Origin of the sequence: Pseudomonas syringae pv. tagetis, assembly GCF_022557255.1 — a bacterium.
GTDB classification, from domain to species: domain Bacteria; phylum Pseudomonadota; class Gammaproteobacteria; order Pseudomonadales; family Pseudomonadaceae; genus Aquipseudomonas; species Aquipseudomonas caricapapayae.
On record NZ_CP092923.1, the window covers coordinates 1,167,907 to 1,184,670 of the forward strand.

General features: G+C 58.6%; 12 protein-coding genes. 1 reads left to right on the forward strand and 11 read right to left on the reverse strand.

The genetic code is table 11. The features are described 5' to 3' along the window. Positions 1-5: 5 nt before the first annotated feature. Both MME58_RS05205 and MME58_RS05210 read right to left on the reverse strand, forming a co-directional pair. Positions 6-824 carry an SDR family oxidoreductase gene (locus MME58_RS05205; protein WP_055005215.1) on the reverse strand — a complete coding sequence of 273 codons (819 nt, stop codon included), beginning with the start codon at positions 822-824 and terminating at the stop codon, positions 6-8. Between the two features lie 17 nt (positions 825-841). Then, positions 842-1,306, reverse strand: coding sequence for a hypothetical protein (locus MME58_RS05210; RefSeq protein WP_055005216.1), 465 nt, complete (start codon positions 1,304-1,306; stop codon positions 842-844). A 208-nt stretch (positions 1,307-1,514) separates the two neighbouring features. Here MME58_RS05210 and MME58_RS05215 point away from each other — a divergent pair, with 208 nt between their 5' ends. Continuing rightward, the gene (locus tag MME58_RS05215) at positions 1,515-4,298 is read left to right on the forward strand and encodes an RHS repeat-associated core domain-containing protein (protein WP_055005217.1); all 2,784 of its coding nucleotides are present in this window, start codon (positions 1,515-1,517) and stop codon (positions 4,296-4,298) included. 160 nt (positions 4,299-4,458) lie between these two features. Here the strand turns inward: MME58_RS05215 and MME58_RS05220 are convergent, their stop codons facing one another. The 9 genes from MME58_RS05220 to algK form a co-directional block, all read right to left on the reverse strand. Next, positions 4,459-5,910: a mannose-1-phosphate guanylyltransferase/mannose-6-phosphate isomerase gene (locus MME58_RS05220; RefSeq protein ID WP_054984396.1), complete on the reverse strand. Its 1,452-nt coding sequence runs from the start codon at positions 5,908-5,910 to the stop codon at positions 4,459-4,461. Between the two features lie 118 nt (positions 5,911-6,028). After that, positions 6,029-6,697, reverse strand: coding sequence for an alginate O-acetyltransferase AlgF (locus MME58_RS05225; RefSeq protein WP_054984395.1), 669 nt, complete (start codon positions 6,695-6,697; stop codon positions 6,029-6,031). A 42-nt stretch (positions 6,698-6,739) separates the two neighbouring features. Then, positions 6,740-7,885, reverse strand: coding sequence for an alginate O-acetyltransferase (locus tag MME58_RS05230; RefSeq protein WP_054984394.1), 1,146 nt, complete (start codon positions 7,883-7,885; stop codon positions 6,740-6,742). A gap of 10 nt (positions 7,886-7,895) precedes the next feature. After that, the gene (locus MME58_RS05235; RefSeq protein ID WP_054984393.1) at positions 7,896-9,452 is read right to left on the reverse strand and encodes an MBOAT family O-acyltransferase; all 1,557 of its coding nucleotides are present in this window, start codon (positions 9,450-9,452) and stop codon (positions 7,896-7,898) included. A 185-nt stretch (positions 9,453-9,637) separates the two neighbouring features. Beyond that, positions 9,638-10,774, reverse strand: a complete 1,137-nt coding sequence (locus MME58_RS05240) for a mannuronate-specific alginate lyase (RefSeq protein WP_054984392.1) — start codon at positions 10,772-10,774, stop codon at positions 9,638-9,640. Positions 10,775-10,782: 8 nt separating this feature from the next. After that, positions 10,783-12,222, reverse strand: a complete 1,440-nt coding sequence (locus MME58_RS05245) for an alginate O-acetyltransferase AlgX-related protein (protein WP_054984391.1) — start codon at positions 12,220-12,222, stop codon at positions 10,783-10,785. A 14-nt stretch (positions 12,223-12,236) separates the two neighbouring features. Then, positions 12,237-13,847 carry a mannuronan 5-epimerase AlgG gene (gene algG, locus MME58_RS05250; RefSeq protein ID WP_054984390.1) on the reverse strand — a complete coding sequence of 537 codons (1,611 nt, stop codon included), beginning with the start codon at positions 13,845-13,847 and terminating at the stop codon, positions 12,237-12,239. 26 nt (positions 13,848-13,873) lie between these two features. Next, the gene (locus MME58_RS05255) at positions 13,874-15,355 is read right to left on the reverse strand and encodes an alginate export family protein (RefSeq protein WP_055005218.1); all 1,482 of its coding nucleotides are present in this window, start codon (positions 15,353-15,355) and stop codon (positions 13,874-13,876) included. Next, positions 15,352-16,764: an alginate biosynthesis TPR repeat lipoprotein AlgK gene (gene algK / locus MME58_RS05260; protein WP_055005219.1), complete on the reverse strand. Its 1,413-nt coding sequence runs from the start codon at positions 16,762-16,764 to the stop codon at positions 15,352-15,354. The genes MME58_RS05255 and algK overlap by 4 nt, the downstream gene beginning before the upstream one ends.

Sequence of the window (16,764 nt, forward strand, 5' to 3'; positions counted from 1 at the left end):
TTGTGTCACAAGTCGGCATTCAATCCGAAGCGTTTTCTCAAGACATTCTCCAGTAAAGCCTTGGGCAGTAACCACGCTATCAGCGGCAGGAGGCGCGAGCCGTTCCCCAGCCGCAGCAGGCGCGGCGGATGGGCTTGCTGCGCGGCTTTGAGCAGGTCGCGAGCGAATTCGGTCGCTGGGGTCGGGTTGTCCAGAGAAGCCCTGGCGCGTGCACGAATACCCTCGCGGATCGGCCACCACGGCGATTGCTCGCTGATCAACTGTTCGGCTTGCTGGCTGGCGTTTTTCGCGAAACTCGATGCAATGGCACCGGGCTGGACTTCCATCACCTGTACGCCAAACGGTGCCAGCTCCAGACGCAGCGCGTCACTCAGTGCATGTACCGCAGCCTTGGACGCGCAGTATGCGCCAGCAAACGGCGTGACCAGCACACCTGAAACACTGCCGATATTCACTACCAGGCCCTTGTTGCGACGCAGTGCCGGAAACAGCGCCCGGGTAACCCCGACGACTGAAAACACATTGGTTTCGAACTGCCGTTGCAAGGCATCCACGCCACCGTCAAGCAAAGGACCCATCGCGCCATAGCCGGCGTTGTTGATCAACACATCCAGGCCGCTGTGCTCCAGACCGGCGGCCAGTTGCTCCACTGCCAGGCTGTCGTTGACATCCAGTTGCACGGCAATGAAGCCGGCAGCACTGAGTGCCGCAACATCGTCTGCCTTGCGCGCAGTGGCCCAGACTTCATAGCCCGTGGCCTTGAACGCGTCGGCCAGAGCACGGCCGATGCCACTGGAGCAGCCTGTAATCAAAGCGATGGGCATGGGGGAGATCCTTGTGATCAGTCCGAGAAACTGCCTTGCAGATGTTCTGCGCGAAATTCCAGGGTTTGTGGGCGATACCCGTTGCGCAGTGCGGGCACCGGCACGCAATCCTGCCACGTGCCTTTGGCCTGAAGCTCACCGGGACCGCGATAGCGTGCGGACGCGTAGGTGTTGTCGGTCAGATTCACCGAATCACCGGGCGCATAGGCTGCTATCCGCCAACGCAGCTCCTGCAGGGTGACTGGATTGGTGTTGGTGATGCTGACCTGCAACGGACGATCTGCCGGGCAGCCTTGCGGATCGTAACTCAGGCGAATATCCAGATGCTCAAGCTGGCGCGTTTCGCGGCTGTCCTGCCAGATGACGATGGCCGCCACTGCCCCGAGCCCGACAGCCGCAGCCAGCGAGACGGGCAAGGCCTTCGCCGGGTAGCGGAGCAGGAGGATAAGCCAGGTCAGGATTAACAGGATGCCGATAAACATGCGGGTCTCCAGCGTGGGACAGTGTAGGAGATACTACAGACATTGGGCAGGCGTTGACCAATGAGCAAGGCACCGGTGCAAGGCGCGCTGCAGTCTGCTCTCGTTGTTCCTCTGTCATAAGTGTCAGTAGGCGCTACGGCCCCACTTATCTAGAGTGTGGGACAGCGCGGAAGCTTCCCGCGTCATCGGACTTATGCAGGTGCCAGTCATGGTTGAACGTTCGATTGCCCTTCATCAGCACACGCCGGCATTACAGTTGGTGGATCCGCGCGGGTTGCCTGTGGTGTCAATTGCGCTATGCCGCGCGAGTAGCGATATCGAACCGCAAATCCTTGGTAGCCATGCGTCGTTCGACATGGCGGGGCGACCTGTCAGCCATTGGGATCCGCGCCTGTGGGCTGATCGGGCACCTGCCAATCTCAGCGTCATTCATTCGCTCAGCGGTCGGGTTCTGGCCAGCGACAGTGTGGATGCGGGCTGGCGGGTGTTGCTGGCGGGGGAGGCCGGACAGGTGCTGGAGGCCTGGGATGGCCGGGGCATTGTGCGACGTACTCAGTACGATGCGTTGCTCAGGCCCACGGAGGTTTTTGAAGATGAACACTGCGTTGAGCGCCTGCTTTATGGCGGCCCTGATGCGACCGCGTATAACCAGTGCGGTCAGTTGATTCGTCATGACGATCCGGCAGGTACGCTGCTTGACGACGCGTACGGTCTTTCGGGAAGTGTGATCCGTCAAACACGACGGTTTCTGCACGCAGTCGATGAGCCTGACTGGCCCGAGTCGCTGACCGGGCGCGATGCCTTGCTGGAGCCCGGCGACGGTGCGACCACCCACTGGCGCTATAACCCGCTGAACGAGACCACCCGGCAGACCGATGCGCAGGGCAATGTTCAGTCGTTGGATTACACCATTGCAGGTCAGTTGAAAGACAGTCGTTTACAGCTCAACGGTCAGGCCGAACAGGTTCTGGTCAGTGCCATTCAGTACGACGCGCAGGGGCGGGTGGTGTCGGAAACGGCTGGCAATGGGGTGATCAGCACTGCGCTTTATGCCACTGAAGACGGTCGTCTGCTGGAGCTGAATGCCAGGCGGGCCAATGGGCCGATGTTGCAAGACTTGCTGTACGACTACGACCCGGTCGGTAACGTAATTCGTATCGAGGATCGCGCTCAGCCAACGGTCTATAGCGGCAATCAGCGTATCGACCCTGTTTCGACCTATCAATACGACACGCTTTACCAACTGATCGAAGCCACGGGCAGGGAATCATCAGTTGTCAATCACGGCCCCGTGCTTCCCGGTTTCCAGAGCCCTGCGGATCCCACGCAGCTGGCCAACTACACGCAGACCTACCGCTACGACGCAGGTGGCAACCTGCAACAGCTTACCCATTCAGGCGCGCAGTCCCATTCGCGAACACTGGTGACTGCGCGTTACAGCAACCGTAGTCTGCCGGTGATCAATAACCATAAGCCTGAAGAAGCAGAAATCGCTGCTGCCTTCGACGCCAATGGCAATTTACTCGCCCTGCAAGCCGGGCAGGACCTGAGTTGGGATCGCCGCAATCAGTTGCAGCAAGTGCGGCCAGTGATTCGTGAATCCGGCAATGACGACAGTGAACGATACAGTTACGACGCCAGCGGCCAGCGCCTGCGCAAGGTGCGCACCACCCAGGCCAAAGCCGTCACCCACATCGCCGACGTGCGCTATCTGCCAGGACTTGAAATACGCACTGATAGCGCCACCGATGAAGCCCTGCACGTCGTGGTTGCTCAAGGCGGACGCAACAGTGCACGAGTGCTGCACTGGCAGACCGGCAAGCCCGATGCAATTAAAAATGACCAGATCCGCTACACCCTGAGTGATCATCTGGGGTCCGGCCCGCTTGAACTGGACGCGCAGGGGCGACTGATCAGTCAGGAAAGTTACTACCCGTTTGGCGGAACATCATGGTGGACAGGTCGCAATATCATCGAGGCGAGTTATAAGACCGTGCGTTACTCGGGTAAGGAGCGTGATGCGACAGGGCTTTATTATTACGGGCTGCGGTATTACGCGCCGTGGTTACAGCGGTGGATCAATCCGGACCCTGCCGGTATCGAGGACGGACTTAATCTATACGGTATGTTGAGGAACAACCCGCTCACGTTCATTGACGCTGGGGGAGGAGTCGCTGAAATCCCCAAGCATATTCACTACATCTGGTTGGGCGCTCCCGAACCATTGATGAAACACCTTAAAGGGATTGAAAACACTTCTGTGCTGAACCCCGACTATCAAATGACGCTGCATCTGCATATGGACCTGCGAAAGGGTGATGAAACGGAAATAGTTTCGGCGCTGCGCGGGCGAAGGAACGTTCATATTTCAAATCTCAGGGAAGAAGAATTTTTCAAGAAGTTTCAGAAAACCCCGTCATACGAGATTTATAAGGATTTGTATGGGGATGATCCTCGACACTACTCGGCAGCCAGTGACGTGCTGCGATACAGCCTGATCAACCATTATGGCGGTATTTATTCAGACACCGACGACTCGTTCACTCGCGGTATCAGGGATTCCGATTTCATAACCAAACACAACCGGGTCTTCACGTTGTATCCCACGGATACGCCTTGGAACAGGAGTGAATTCGTGCTTAACAACAGCTCGTTCGCTTCACCTGCTAAAAATCCGGTGCTCAGCAGTTTGGAAAAGGAGGTCGTCAGCCGGTACAGCGTCTATCGAGAGACGGGCCTTGGAAAAGTGCTCAGTAGCACCGCCGATGTAAACGACAGGATGAGAATTGTTTCAGCCGTGACGGGGCCCAGAGTGTTCACGGACGTGTTGCTCAGGGAAGGGCGTGGGTTAAAAAAGCTGTTTTCAACAATGATCAATCACCATGTTAAGGGTGAAAAATTAAAAAATCCGGAACGTCATCATGCAGAAACTGAGAAGCGAATGCCACTCTCGCGCTTCGTGAAAATGGGAAGCAGCCACTCTTGGCGATAGCCTGCCGATCAGTGCATATGAGCAGGCGGAATATGAGCACATGCTATTCCAGCGCAACAATGAGCAGTACGGCGATACAAAAAGCCCCCAACGATCCTGTGCGTATAAAAATACGCAAAGAATTGCCGGGGGCTGTCTCGCTGGCAGCTAAAAGCGTCTGTTAGCGCGCAATCGTCTGCGTCTTCACACCCGCTTCCAGCGCATTCGAACGACCGTAGATATCTTCGAAACGCTCGATGTCGTCTTCGCCCAGGTAGCTGCCCGATTGCACTTCGATGATTTCCAACGGGATCTTGCCTGGGTTACGCAGGCGATGGACCGAGGCGATCGGGATGTAGGTGGACTGGTTCTCAGTGAGCAGGAACACGTTCTCGTCACAGGTGACCTGCGCAGTGCCGGATACCACGATCCAGTGTTCGGCGCGGTGGTGGTGCATCTGCAAGGACAGGCATGCGCCCGGCTTGACGGAGATACGCTTGACCTGGAAGCGACCGCCCATGTCTACCGAATCGTAGGAGCCCCACGGACGGTACACTTCGAGGTGGTTCTGGGTCTCGGTGCGGCCCTGTTCGTTCAGGGTGGCGACCATCTGCTTAACGCCCTGGACCTTGTCCTTGTGGGCAATCATCATCGCGTCCTTGGTTTCGACGACCACGATGTTGTCCAGACCGATCACCGACACCAGTTTGCCGTTGCCGTGGATCATGCAGTTGCGGCTGTCCTGAATGACCACGTCGCCCTTGGTGACGTTACCGTTGGCGTCCTTGGCGTTGACTTCCCACAGCGAGGACCAGCAACCGACATCGCTCCAGCCAGCCGACAGCGGAACGACGCAGGCGCGCTGGGTTTTTTCCATGACCGCGTAGTCAATGGAGTTGTCCGGGCAGCAGGCGAAGGTGGAGGCGTCGATCTCAACCGCATCGCCATCCTGTACGCTGCGCTCGAGGGTCAGCAGGCAGGTGTCGTAGATGTCCGGATCGTGCTTTTTCAGCTCTTCGAGGAAGCGGCTGGCACGGAACAGGAACATGCCGCTGTTCCAGTAGTAGCCACCGGCTTCAACGAACTCTTTGGCGCGTTTTTCGTCAGGTTTTTCGACGAACTGCGAAACGCGGCTGACGCCTTCCGGCAGCAGGGCATCGGCGGTGGACTTGATGTAGCCGTAGCCGGTTTCAGGCTTGTTGGCCGGTACGCCGAACAGCACCATTTCGCCGCGTTCTGCGGCTACGGTCGCCAGTGCCAGTGCGCGTTGCAGGGCTTTCTGGTCTTCGATGACGTGGTCGGCAGGCAGGACCAGCATCAGGCCGTCGTTGCCTTCATTGACCAGCTTCATGGCGGTCAGCGCAACGGCGGGTGCCGTGTTGCGGCCGAACGGTTCCATGAGGATCGCCTGGGTTTCCAGGTTCAGCGCCGCCAGTTGCTCATTGACGATGAAACGGTGGTCCTTGTTGCAGACCACGATAGGCTCCTGCATGCCCTCGAACACCAGACGCTCCAGGGTTTGCTGGAACAGGGTGTGCTCGCCGGTCAGTGCCAGGAACTGTTTAGGGAATTGTTTACGCGAAAGCGGCCAGAGTCGTGAACCACTACCGCCTGACAAGATAACTGGAATCATTTTGTTTCTCCAAAAGCATTCAATTAGGGCCGTACGAGGTGTCTGTCGTTTCTGTCTTGTTCTTGTTCCGCGTCGGTCGGTTCATGGCAACTGCCCTGAACCGACCGGCATAATCCGTTTAGCGGGTTGCAACCGGTGGCTTGACCCACACTGGCGAGAGGCTGCTGCCGCTGCCGGTGATGTAGAGCACGGCGGCTTCGCCACGCTCCAGCGCCACAGGTTTCACATCGGTGACTTTCTTGTCGCCGTCGTACAGCGCCAGGCTGACTTTTACCGGATTGATTTCACGCTCGCCGGTGCCTTTGGCCGCGACGGTATTGACCACTTCGGTCTTGCCGTCTGCGGTTTTCAGAGTCAGAGACTTGTCGCTGAGGTTCTGAACGCGAACCAAGGATTTTTGCTTGTTCTTGAACGGCGGCTCCTCAACAAGCTGCGGCTTGCCGCTGGCGTTGTTGACGATGGTGTAGTAATGATCGCCGGCCAGTTTTACCGGCAGGCTCTGGCTGCCCAGTTTGGCGGTGTAGTCGCCCTGCGGCATGAAGCTGAACGCGGTGCTGCCCAGTGGTGCCACTTCGTTGAGGTTGGTGTTGCCGACACTTGCACTGATTTCAGCATTGCTGGCGTTGTAGACACGCACGAAGGTCGAGCCTTTGGGGGCGGTCGGACCATACAGGGCGGAGTCACCGGCGAACGCTTGCAGGGACATCAGGCCCAGACCTGCGGCGAGTGCGCAGGTTTTGAACAGGCGGTTTTTGGTCGACAGCTTGGCAGTAGTGTTAAAGGTCATGAGTCAGTCCTCTCAGTTTTGCGCCCGGTTGGGCGACTCGGATTATTTGGCGTTGAGCGCCACGTTTTCTTGGGTGTCACGCGATTTCTTCAGCTCGGCGATCCACTTCGGATCGAACTCGCCAAGATCGTTGTGTGCCGGCAGGTAGCGCTCCGGAAACTCCCAGATGACCACTTGCGGCGGGGTATTCTTGAAGGCGTCGGTCTGCAGGTACTTGAGCATCGGCAGGATCGGGCCATGCCCGTCTTCCGCGTAGTTGACGACATCGCTGCGCAGGGCTTCTTTCAGAGCACCCACGAAGTTCCAGTTCGGGTTGGCGCTGTAGCTGGTGCCGACCAGGCCCACCGGAATGTCGCTGTCTGCGAACAGGGCGTCACCGCCTGCTGCTTCGCCTTCCACCGGATCGGTGCTGCGTTTCTGCAGTTCGTCCGGCTTGGGCAGCAGATTGCTGAACAGCGGGTCGAGCGGCAGGAAGGTGGTCAGGTCGCCTTTGTAAGCTTCGGTGCCCTTGGCTTGCGTGACGAACTGCTCAGGTTCGCCTTCCAGCGGCGTCTTCTGGGCAATGGCTACGCTCAGTTGCTGCGCGGCCACTTCGGCACCCATCGGCGTCCAGTGAGTGTCGGTGCGCAGGAAAACCTGGCCCTTCTGCTTCGCAGCTTGCAGAGGCGTCAGCAGGTCCGGCGCGAAGATCCCGGCCTTGGCGACCTGAGCGTGGAACTGCTGATACAGGTCAGCGTGCAGGCTGGCTGGCTTGGTGTCGCCAATGTGTTCCGGATACAGACGGGTTTTTGCCGGAACAATCGCCAGTACCAGCTTGGTGCCCCGTTTTTCCAGCGCGTCGCGGACACCCTGAATCAAGGCCAGGTTGTCGGCTTCGTTCTGTTCGCCATTGGCAACCGCATCGAACTCTTCGTCGGTGTACAGCCACTGGTCCTTGCCGAGCACGACGCCTGGACGACCTTCGTTGAACAGTTTGAAGTCCAGCGCCGCCCAGAGGTTGGTGCCCAGACGCTTGATCGGGAACTCGTCGTCGTAATGAGTTTCCGCTGCCTTGGTCCACTTGCCATTGAGCACGGTGGTCTCGGCCGAGGTCGAGAATGTGCTGAAACTGCGCAGCGACCAGATGCCCAGAACCAGCAGTATGGCCAGGAAGATGGCGATATAGAGGATTCGTAATGAACGGGTCATGTCAGGCTCCTCAGAACTGGAAGTAAAGGAACGGCGAAAAGCTTTGCGCCGAGAGTTTTAGAATCGAGGCTACGAACAGCAGCAGGATCAATGCGCGCATGGCGTAACGTGGCCAGTCGGCTTCCCAATAGGCGGCTTGCACGCGTGCTTCGCTGCCTACGGTGTAGCCAGGCAGGTGCAGACTGCCGGGTGCGTCACCAGGAACGGCCTTGATGGTGCCCGGTTGGGCCGTCGCAGGACCGTCAGCCTTGGCACTTTTGCTGCTGTCGGCTTCACGGTTCTGATAGAAGTCACGCAGACCGAAGAACGCCAGGGTTGCGTAGGCCACTACCAGTGTTGCTACTTGCAAACCGGTCAGGCTGGCGCGGTTGAGTTCGGACAATTGCCATTCGCCGAAGCTGAACATGGCGCTGTACATACGTCCGGCGACGTGAAGGTTTTCAGCGCGGAAGATCACCCAGCCTATGACCACAAGAAGGAAGGTCAGTGCCCAGCGAATCGGATTGAAGCTATAAGGCTTGGTATTGATGCCGACCGCTTTCTCGATCGCCAGCCACATGCCGTGCCAGGCACCCCAGATGATGTAAGTGACGTTGGCACCGTGCCACAGGCCGCCCAGCAGCATGGTCAGGAACAGGTTGCGGTAAGTCGCGAACTTGCCACCACGGTTGCCGCCCAAGGTGATGTACAGGTAGTCACGCAGCCAGGTGGACAGGCTGATGTGCCAGCGACGCCAGAACTCGGTAATCGACTGGCTGATGTAGGGCTGCTTGAAGTTTTCCATGAAACGGAAACCCATCATCAGACCCAGGCCGATGGCCATGTCGCTGTAACCGGAGAAGTCGAAATACAGTTGTGCGGTGTAGGCCAGTGCACCCAGCCAAGCGTCGCCGGTTGTCGGGTTTTGCAGGGCAAAGCAGTGGTCTGCGACCACGGCCAGGGTATCGGCGATGAACACTTTCTTGATGAAGCCCTGCATGAATCGCGTGGCGCCTTCGGAGAACTTATCCAGCGTGTGCGTACGGTTGTTGAACTGATCGGCCAGATCACGGAAGCGCAGCACAGGCCCGGCGATGAGGTGCGGGAAGATCGCGACGAATGCAGCGAAGTCGATCAGGTTGCGCGTAGCCGGCGTGTCGCCGCGGTAGACGTCGATGATGTAGCTGATGGACTCGAAGACATAGAACGAGATACCGATCGGCAACAGCACGTGGGTCAGGATAAACGGCTCCAGCCCCATCGAGGTCATGGCTGCGTTGATGCTTTCCACACCGAAGTTGGCGTATTTGAAGTAACCCAGAATGCACAGGTCGACGATCACGCCGAGGAGCAGCCAGCGTTGTGCCGGTTTGGTTCGCACACCTGCTGCGCCCACTTTGAGACCGATCCAGTAGTTCCACACGGTCACGCCGATGAACAGTGCCAGGAAGTCCACACGCCACCAGGCGTAGAAGATATAGCTGGCAATCAGCAGCAGCAGATTGCGATAGCGTTGCCCGCTCAGGTAGTACAAGCCGAGGAAGATCGGCAAGAACAGGAACAGGAACACGTTGGATGAGAAAACCATCCTTATCTCTCCGTTTGTCCAACAGTCAAGGGCTCAAAGCCCCCCCAAACCCCCCGTTGAAACAGGGGGTAAATCGCTTCACAGCTTGTCGGCGAAGCTGGCCAGGCGAGATCCGTCTTTATGGATGCATCGCTTGGGCAGATGTCTTCGCGGACAAGTCCGCTCCTACAGATAACGACGGTGAATCAGGAGCCGTCGCTGTCGCCCTTGTCGCCTTTCTCATGCGTCGGGTCGTAGACCTTGGTCAGGTCGCCGCCCAGACGGAAAGTCTTGAACGGCTGCTTTTCGTGTTTCTCTTCCAGCACATCCGGGCTGCAGGTGTAGAGCGAGCAGTACGGTTCGAGCCAGGCGAATTTCGGATCTTTCTTGAGGTCCGTCATGTCCTGCTTCTCGCCGTTGTGTTCAGCGAATATCGAAGGGTCTTTGACACCTGCCAGAACCCGGTCACCGAGACGCTTCAATGCACCGTTGTTTTCCGGACGCAGGTCCACGCCGTTGGCCTGAGCGAAGCTGGCAATCATCGCGAGCGGCGGCAAGGCATAGTTGTGATACGACAATGCACGCTGGCGGCGCTTCATTTCGTTGGGCAGGAAGCCGTCCTTGTCCACCTGATTGGCCGCGACCTTGAATTCCTTCACCGCCCAGTCGAACAGATCCTGACGATTGGTGGCGACGGCGGTTGCCATCACCGACCATGCGGCCCAGTAGGAGTGGTTGTTGATTTTTTCCAGCGGCAGATTGCTCCAGTCGCTGACTACCTGATCGGCCAGCTTGCTGAACCAGGCTTCAATGATCTGTGCGTCCTGCTGACGATTGGCCAGCGGGTGCGACTCGGAGAATTTCAAGCGCAGGTAGGCGGAGGACATGCTGCCCAATGCCCATTTGCGCATGGATTTGCCGGTGTGATTGAACTCGCGCGATTCCAGCGCATCGGCCTTGGCCCATGTGGTCATCATGTTCAGCGCGCAATCGAGCTGTTCCGGACGACCGTCGCGCATGTACTGCATCACGACCTTGCTGACGCCACGCTCAAGGGTGGTGATGTCCTTGGTTGCGTCGCGAAACGCTTCTTCGGAGACGGCGTTCAGGGTCGCCCGCGCCTTGTCCGAGCCTTCGTACTTGCTGCGGAATACCAGTTTGTCGGTATAAGGTTTTGGAATGGCTTCACAGGTGAAATTGTGATCGCCAGTCTTCATCTTTTCGATCGGGGCGTCGTAGCCCTTGGGTGGAACCAGTGCGGCGGACGCACCCGTAGCCCAAGCCATCGACGACAGGATCGCCATCGACAGCAGGGTAGGGCGTATCAGTTTAGGAGTCTGCATAAGTCACCTCATAGTCCGGCTTGAGCGGTGTGTGTCGCAGCGCTCGGGAACACGTTGCGTTTGCATACTTTGGCTTCGACTTTCTGTGGTGCCGTGCCTGCTTCCGGTCCCTGGATTTCCAGCGCCAGCAGTTGCTGGTTAGCCCAGTCCTCGTCTTCGCGCAGTTCGAACGCAAAGCGTCCGTCGGTATCGGACGTTTCCGGTTTTTCGATTTTCAGGTCCTCGTGACGGCCGTTCATGTACCAGAGTCTGGCCTGAAGGGTTTTCACCGAGGTGTCGTCAAACTTGATATCGATCTGGTTGCTGCCGTTGCGGATGTCCTTGATGCCATTCTTGCCATTGACCAACACTTCGTTGGTGCCCGGCTTGAGGGTGGTACTGGCGCTCATGACCGCAGGCTTGCCTTCGCAACCGTTGTCCAGCAGCGCCATCATCTGGCGATAGATGGTTTCCTGATCCAGGCGATACAGCGGTGAGAACTCCCAGATGAGAATTTTCGGCGGACGCTTCTGGAAGTCTTCGCTGCCCAGATACTGCAGCATGGAGCCTTCAAGGCCACCGCCAGGGAACGCCACGTTCAATACGTCGGCACCCATGTATTCCTGAAGGAAGCCGGCAAAGTTGTAGTTCTTGCCGCTGTGACTGGTGCCCACCAGCGTGATCTCCGGGTTACCGGAGTCGCCGAACAGGTCGCCATCGCCCGCCTCACCCTTGGGCTCGGTGGTGAACTGGTCCATGTACTGGATCGCGTAACTGGTGCCGCACAATTGACCCGCCATATTGTGCAAAGTGCCCGTTTTGCCCATCCGACCGGAAATATGGCTTTCGAATTCACGCTTGGGGATGTCGCTGTAACCCGGAACTTTCTTCACGGTTTCGGCCACGATCTTCGCGGTGCGCTGAGCGCCATAAGGTGTCCAGTGCTGGTCGCCGCGGAAGTAGAAATCATGCGCCTGTTGCTCATTGGTCAACGGCGACAGATCCGGCACCCAGTAACCCATCTTGCTGAAGCGGCCGAGCATGGCCTGGTAGTTTTTCAGCGCCTTGTCATAGTCGAACTTGTCGCGCTCGGCCGGAAACAGCTTGTTGCGATCCACCAGACCACGGGTTGGCTGATAGACCACGACCAGCTCGACGCCTTTGCTCTTGAACGCATCGTGCAGTTCTTTCATGCGGCGATAGCCGGCAGGTGTGGTGTCGAACTCGGTGCGCAAGTCTTCCTGAGTCCGGAACAGCCAGTCGCCCTGGGCCTGAACCAGTGTGGTGAAGTTCTGCTGATAGCGTGTGGTGTAGTTTTTCGCATCATGCGCGGCCGGGCACAGCGTGCAGCAAGGTTCGGCCTTGAACGTCGGCGCTTGTGAGTCGTCTGCCCGAGCGACACCTGCGGCGGCCATCAGGGCGGCGGTGAGGCTGGACAGGCTCAACAGCTTGATCAGATGTGCGTGCATAACAATACCCTTCCTCATTCCCGCAGCTCGGTCTGGCTTTCGACGGGGTCGATCAATACGGCTTTTTTCTGGCGTACCAGCAGGTCGAGGATCTCGTCCTGGCGCTCACCGAGGATGCCGTTGAGGCTGATACCAACCTCTTTGGTCGGCATCAGCATCGAGACGCGATACAGCTCGACGCTCAGTGGCGAATCGATGGACAGCGGGCCCGAGCCATTGCTGGACAGTTCACCGCCGACCATGATCAGCGACACCTGAGCGTCGAACGGGTCGAGCTCGATGTCGCGGTCGGTGTCGCTCAAGTCTTTGATGTGGCCGTAGACGCCCATCAGGCCGTTGCCCATGGCGACGTTTTCGTACAGCTTGATATTCACGCTGTTACGCACGCGGATGCCGTGACGGCGGTTGGCTATTACGCGATTGCCCCACAGCAGGTTATTGCCGCTTTCGTACAGGGTGATGCCGTCAGTGTGGTTCTGATAGATCTCGTTGTAGGCGACGATATTGCCGACGCTGTTACGGTCCAGAACCACGCCGGACAATTTGTTGTTATGGCTCTTGTTGCGGAAGATGAAGCTGTTGTCCACTTCCCGGGAAATAATGATCCCGTGTTTTTTCTTGGTCCCGTAAACGTCGTTTTCGGCGATGATCAGACCGTGTGAGCGGTCATGCGGGTCAATGCCGTAAACGATGTTGTCACGATAGGTATTGCCCTTGACCACGAAGTCGCGCGTCTCGTAGCAGTAAAAGCCGTACCACATGTCCGAGAATTCGGAGTCGATGATCCAGCCGGTCGGCTCGGCGCGCTTGAGAATCTTGGCGGTGTTGGGTGTGTACTGGGAAATACTGATGCCGTAGGACTTGCTCTGGTCGTAGCCCATGCTCGCCATTTTGGTGTTGGCGATCCAGGTTTGCGAGCCGCCCCAGGTCAGCAGGAAGGGGCGAAACTCGTCAGGCTTGCGATAGGTCGCCAGGCTGTTGCGGGTTTCACTCCAGGCGTTGACCTGAGTGTGGGTGATCAGCATGTTGCCTTCGCTGACGATGAATGAACCCTTTTCCTGAGACAGACGCAATTCCTTGGTCTTGCTGTCGATCTCGAAGATGCCGGTTTCCTTGATCAGGATCGGCAGGCGCGCAACATAGACGCCCGGCGAGACTTCGCTGAGAAACTGCTTGGGCACCTTTTTGGCCAGGTCCTGCAGGTTTACGTAGCCGTCGGAAATCATGATGGCTTGCGGGATACCCTTTTGACGGTTAACCCATTCGGCCATCTTGTTGTCACCGCCGATGAATTCCTTGAGGCCGGTTTCTTCCATCATCCGCGAGACAGTGACCTTGCCCGGTTTGTTGCGCACGATCTTTTTCAGCGCCGCCTCAGCGGTGTAGCCGCTCAGGTCGGGCAACACCGGCTTGGCCATTTCCAGCGGCTCGGTCGGCGGGCTGGTGATGGTGTAGGTCTTGGCTTCATGCAGCTCTTTGACCACCGCCTTCTGTGCATCGGTGACGACAGGGGCGTTAGCCAGCGCCACACCGCTGGCCATCAGCAGAGCGCTGGTCAGCAGTGCGCTTTCGAGCAGGGCATGCGGCCAGCTTCGGCTACGCCCATTGCTTGTATGACTGTTCATCTCTGGCACTCCTTTGGCGGTTCGCATCAGAAGCGCCAGATGACGTCGACAACGGCGCGGTGCATATAGCTGTCCACGTTGTTCTGATAGGCGTCGCCGGGCTTGAAGACACCTGCGCGCAGGCGCACCAGTGCCGAAGGTTCATCGAACGACTGGCTGAGCGAGGCGGGCAGCAGGCCTTGCTTGAAATACTTGGTCACGACCAGGTCCATTTCCTGACCCAGGTCCTTGCTTCCGTCTTCCAGTGGCAGCGAGCTGAACGTACCGTCCTGGTTATCGTTTACCGCGTTGATGCCCGAACCGCCGATACCGGTGTTGCCGTCCACGCGGCGGAACTTGTGGTAGATCAGCGACGCGTCGTATTCCTCGTTCATCTGCCAGGAAGCGAACAGCGAGCCGGTTTCCACATTGGCCATTTCACCCTGGAAGGCTTCACCGAAGCGATGGATGCGTGAGCGGGTGCCGGTCCAGTTAGAGCGGTTACTTTCCAGACCGTTCTGGACGTAATCCTTGCTGGCGCGCGAGTAGGCGGCACCGACTTGCCACTGCGGGTCAAGGCGCAGGCGCAGGCCCAGGTCGGTGGCCCAGCCATTCATGTCGCGGCTGTTCTTCTGACCCGCAATGAACTGGTCGTTGGCGGCGGAAGTCACGCCGATCTCGTCGCGCGTTCCGTCCAGCCAGGTCAGGCTGCCCCAGTAGTTGAGCTGATTGACGTTGCTGCGATAGTTGTACGCATCGCTGTCAGCCTGCAGGCCCACCCAGGTCAGGTCGCCGTTGGACGTCTTGTCCAGATCATCGAGCACCTGACCCTGAGACTTGAGCTTGCCGTCGTCTGCACTGTGATGGGCACGGATACCGGCCCAATGGCCCGGAGTCCACTGGTAGCTGACCGAACCGAACAGATGCTTGCGATCTTCGTCGTCCGGTGCCAGTTCGGTCAGGTCGGTACGGTATTCGCTGAAACGCTGGGCAGCGCCCAGTTCAGCGCGCAGCAATGTGGTATCGAACGACCAGTTGATGGCTTCGATGTTGGTATCGTGCCACTGGCCGTCATCATTGCGCAGACGCTGACGGCCGACTTTGAGGATCTCGCCGGGGTAGGGCGTGAAACCGCTGTAGCCGATCCAGAATTCCCGCAGTGCAGCGTAGGTCTTGTCGGTTTCACGCTCGCTGGCCGTGCCACGCGAGGTCTGCGTTCCGCTGCCATCGCTGTTGCTCTGCTCCAGCGGGTCGGTCTGAATGATGTCGGTAGCGGTCACTACCTGACCCATTGCGTAACCGCTCCAGTCGCCGCGCTCGCCATATACCCAAGGGCGCAGATCCAGGCCCACACCGTTGACGTCACCGCCCGAACGGGTGCCCAGGTCGCGATCATCCTCGGCCTGCGCCGTGGCTTTGATTTCGATACCGAAATTCTGTTGTTCGGTCAGCGCTGCCAGCGTCGGGCAAGCCCACAACAGGGTGAAGCCAAGGCCCATGCCGGCGGCCATCAGGGGATTCAACTTCATAGTGCTTCCTCACCGTCTTTTTCTTCTTGCAGGGCCTGTAATGCCATCGCGTTCTGAGTAGCGGCGGCGCCCCGGACTTTTTGCTCGCGTGCCAACAGGTCTTTGGCAGAGGCGAGTTTTTCAGGCGGCAGTTGTGCGTTGAGTGCCTGGGCAAGCTCGGTGGCTTGCGGGGTTTCACTGGTCAGCGCCAGCTGGGCGAAAACCCAGGCGTTGACTGGATCGGGCATGGTGCCCTTGCCCTGCGAGAACAGTTGCGCGAGGGCGAAGTCGGCGCTGTTCTGACCACCACGGGCGGCGGTCAGCAGCTCATCCACGGCTTTTTGCGGGTAAACCTGGCCCAGATAGCCGCGACGGTAGATCTGCCCCAGGTAGTAATGGGCAGAGATTTCCGTTGCGGTGGCCTTCTTCAGGTGCTCCTCGGCCTTGACGGCATCGGGTGTTACCCATTTGCCTTCGTAATAAAGGCGTCCAAGCAGCAGCTCGGCACGAGGCTGATCGGCCGCGCGTCCGTTGTTCAGGTATTCCATCATTTTGTTGACGTCGCCCAGTTCGGGGAAGTCGTAAAGCAGTTTGGCCAGCGTCACCCAGGAAATCGGGTAGCCCGGCGCAACGCTTTCCAGCAATTGCTGAGCGGTCTTCTCGTCCGGCGTACCGATCGTGGAGTCACCCAGCACACGCGCAACACTGTCCACTCGCTGCGCACCGACACGGCCGGCAGCGTATTCGCTCTTGAGTTTGTCGATCAGTGCCGTCTGTTGCTCGGCCTGGCCGCGCGTCTGATAGACGGTGGCCAGTTCGACGTAGCAGATGTCCGTAACCGACAGCGCCTGCTTGCAGATGCTCTCGACTTCATCGAGGTGTTGAGCATAAGTGCCTTGAGTGCGGTACAGCAGCACCTGAGCCAGGCCGGCCTCCGGGTAACCGGCTGTGCGCCACTCGCTGATCTTCTGCTGCGCATTCACTTCCGGGAATGTGTGCGGGTATTGCAGATAAAGCATGGCCAGCGGGATCAACGTGCCGGATTCGCCGTTGGCGAAAGCCTTTTTCAGCAGGCCTTCGGCTTCGCGGTGCTCGGCTTCGGTAGCGTCGGGCTTGACAGCCAGCAGGCGACCCAGGCGCGACTGCGCCCGAGGCGACGTCTCTGCTGCAGCGCGGTAGGTAGCCTCGGCCTGCTTGAGCAGCGCCGGGTCACGGGTCGTGACCTGAATATCAGCCAGGCCGACTTGCGCGTCGCTATAGCCCAGGTCCGCCAGCTGCCGATAGTTCTGCTCCGCCAGTGCAGTGTCGCCGTTTTTCAAGGCTTCATTGGCAAGGCGTTGATCAGGCAGGCCGGCACAGCCGCTCAGGCCGAGCGCGATGGCGAGGCTCAATAGCGTGGGGGTCGACAGGCGTCGTAGTGGGCTGTTCAT

Excerpts from the sequence above, each read along its gene's own strand:
- MME58_RS05205 (WP_055005215.1), bottom strand. The coding sequence starts at position 824 with ATGCCCATCGCTTTGATTACAGGCTGCTCCAGTGGCATCGGCCGTGCT.
- MME58_RS05210 (WP_055005216.1), bottom strand. The coding sequence starts at position 1,306 with ATGTTTATCGGCATCCTGTTAATCCTGACCTGGCTTATCCTCCTGCTC.
- MME58_RS05215 (WP_055005217.1), top strand. The coding sequence starts at position 1,515 with ATGGTTGAACGTTCGATTGCCCTTCATCAGCACACGCCGGCATTACAG.
- MME58_RS05220 (WP_054984396.1), bottom strand. The coding sequence starts at position 5,910 with ATGATTCCAGTTATCTTGTCAGGCGGTAGTGGTTCACGACTCTGGCCG.
- MME58_RS05225 (WP_054984395.1), bottom strand. The coding sequence starts at position 6,697 with ATGACCTTTAACACTACTGCCAAGCTGTCGACCAAAAACCGCCTGTTC.
- MME58_RS05230 (WP_054984394.1), bottom strand. The coding sequence starts at position 7,885 with ATGACCCGTTCATTACGAATCCTCTATATCGCCATCTTCCTGGCCATA.
- MME58_RS05235 (WP_054984393.1), bottom strand. The coding sequence starts at position 9,452 with ATGGTTTTCTCATCCAACGTGTTCCTGTTCCTGTTCTTGCCGATCTTC.
- MME58_RS05240 (WP_054984392.1), bottom strand. The coding sequence starts at position 10,774 with ATGCAGACTCCTAAACTGATACGCCCTACCCTGCTGTCGATGGCGATC.
- MME58_RS05245 (WP_054984391.1), bottom strand. The coding sequence starts at position 12,222 with ATGCACGCACATCTGATCAAGCTGTTGAGCCTGTCCAGCCTCACCGCC.
- algG (WP_054984390.1), bottom strand. The coding sequence starts at position 13,847 with ATGAACAGTCATACAAGCAATGGGCGTAGCCGAAGCTGGCCGCATGCC.
- MME58_RS05255 (WP_055005218.1), bottom strand. The coding sequence starts at position 15,355 with ATGAAGTTGAATCCCCTGATGGCCGCCGGCATGGGCCTTGGCTTCACC.
- algK (WP_055005219.1), bottom strand. The coding sequence starts at position 16,764 with ATGAACAGCCCACTACGACGCCTGTCGACCCCCACGCTATTGAGCCTC.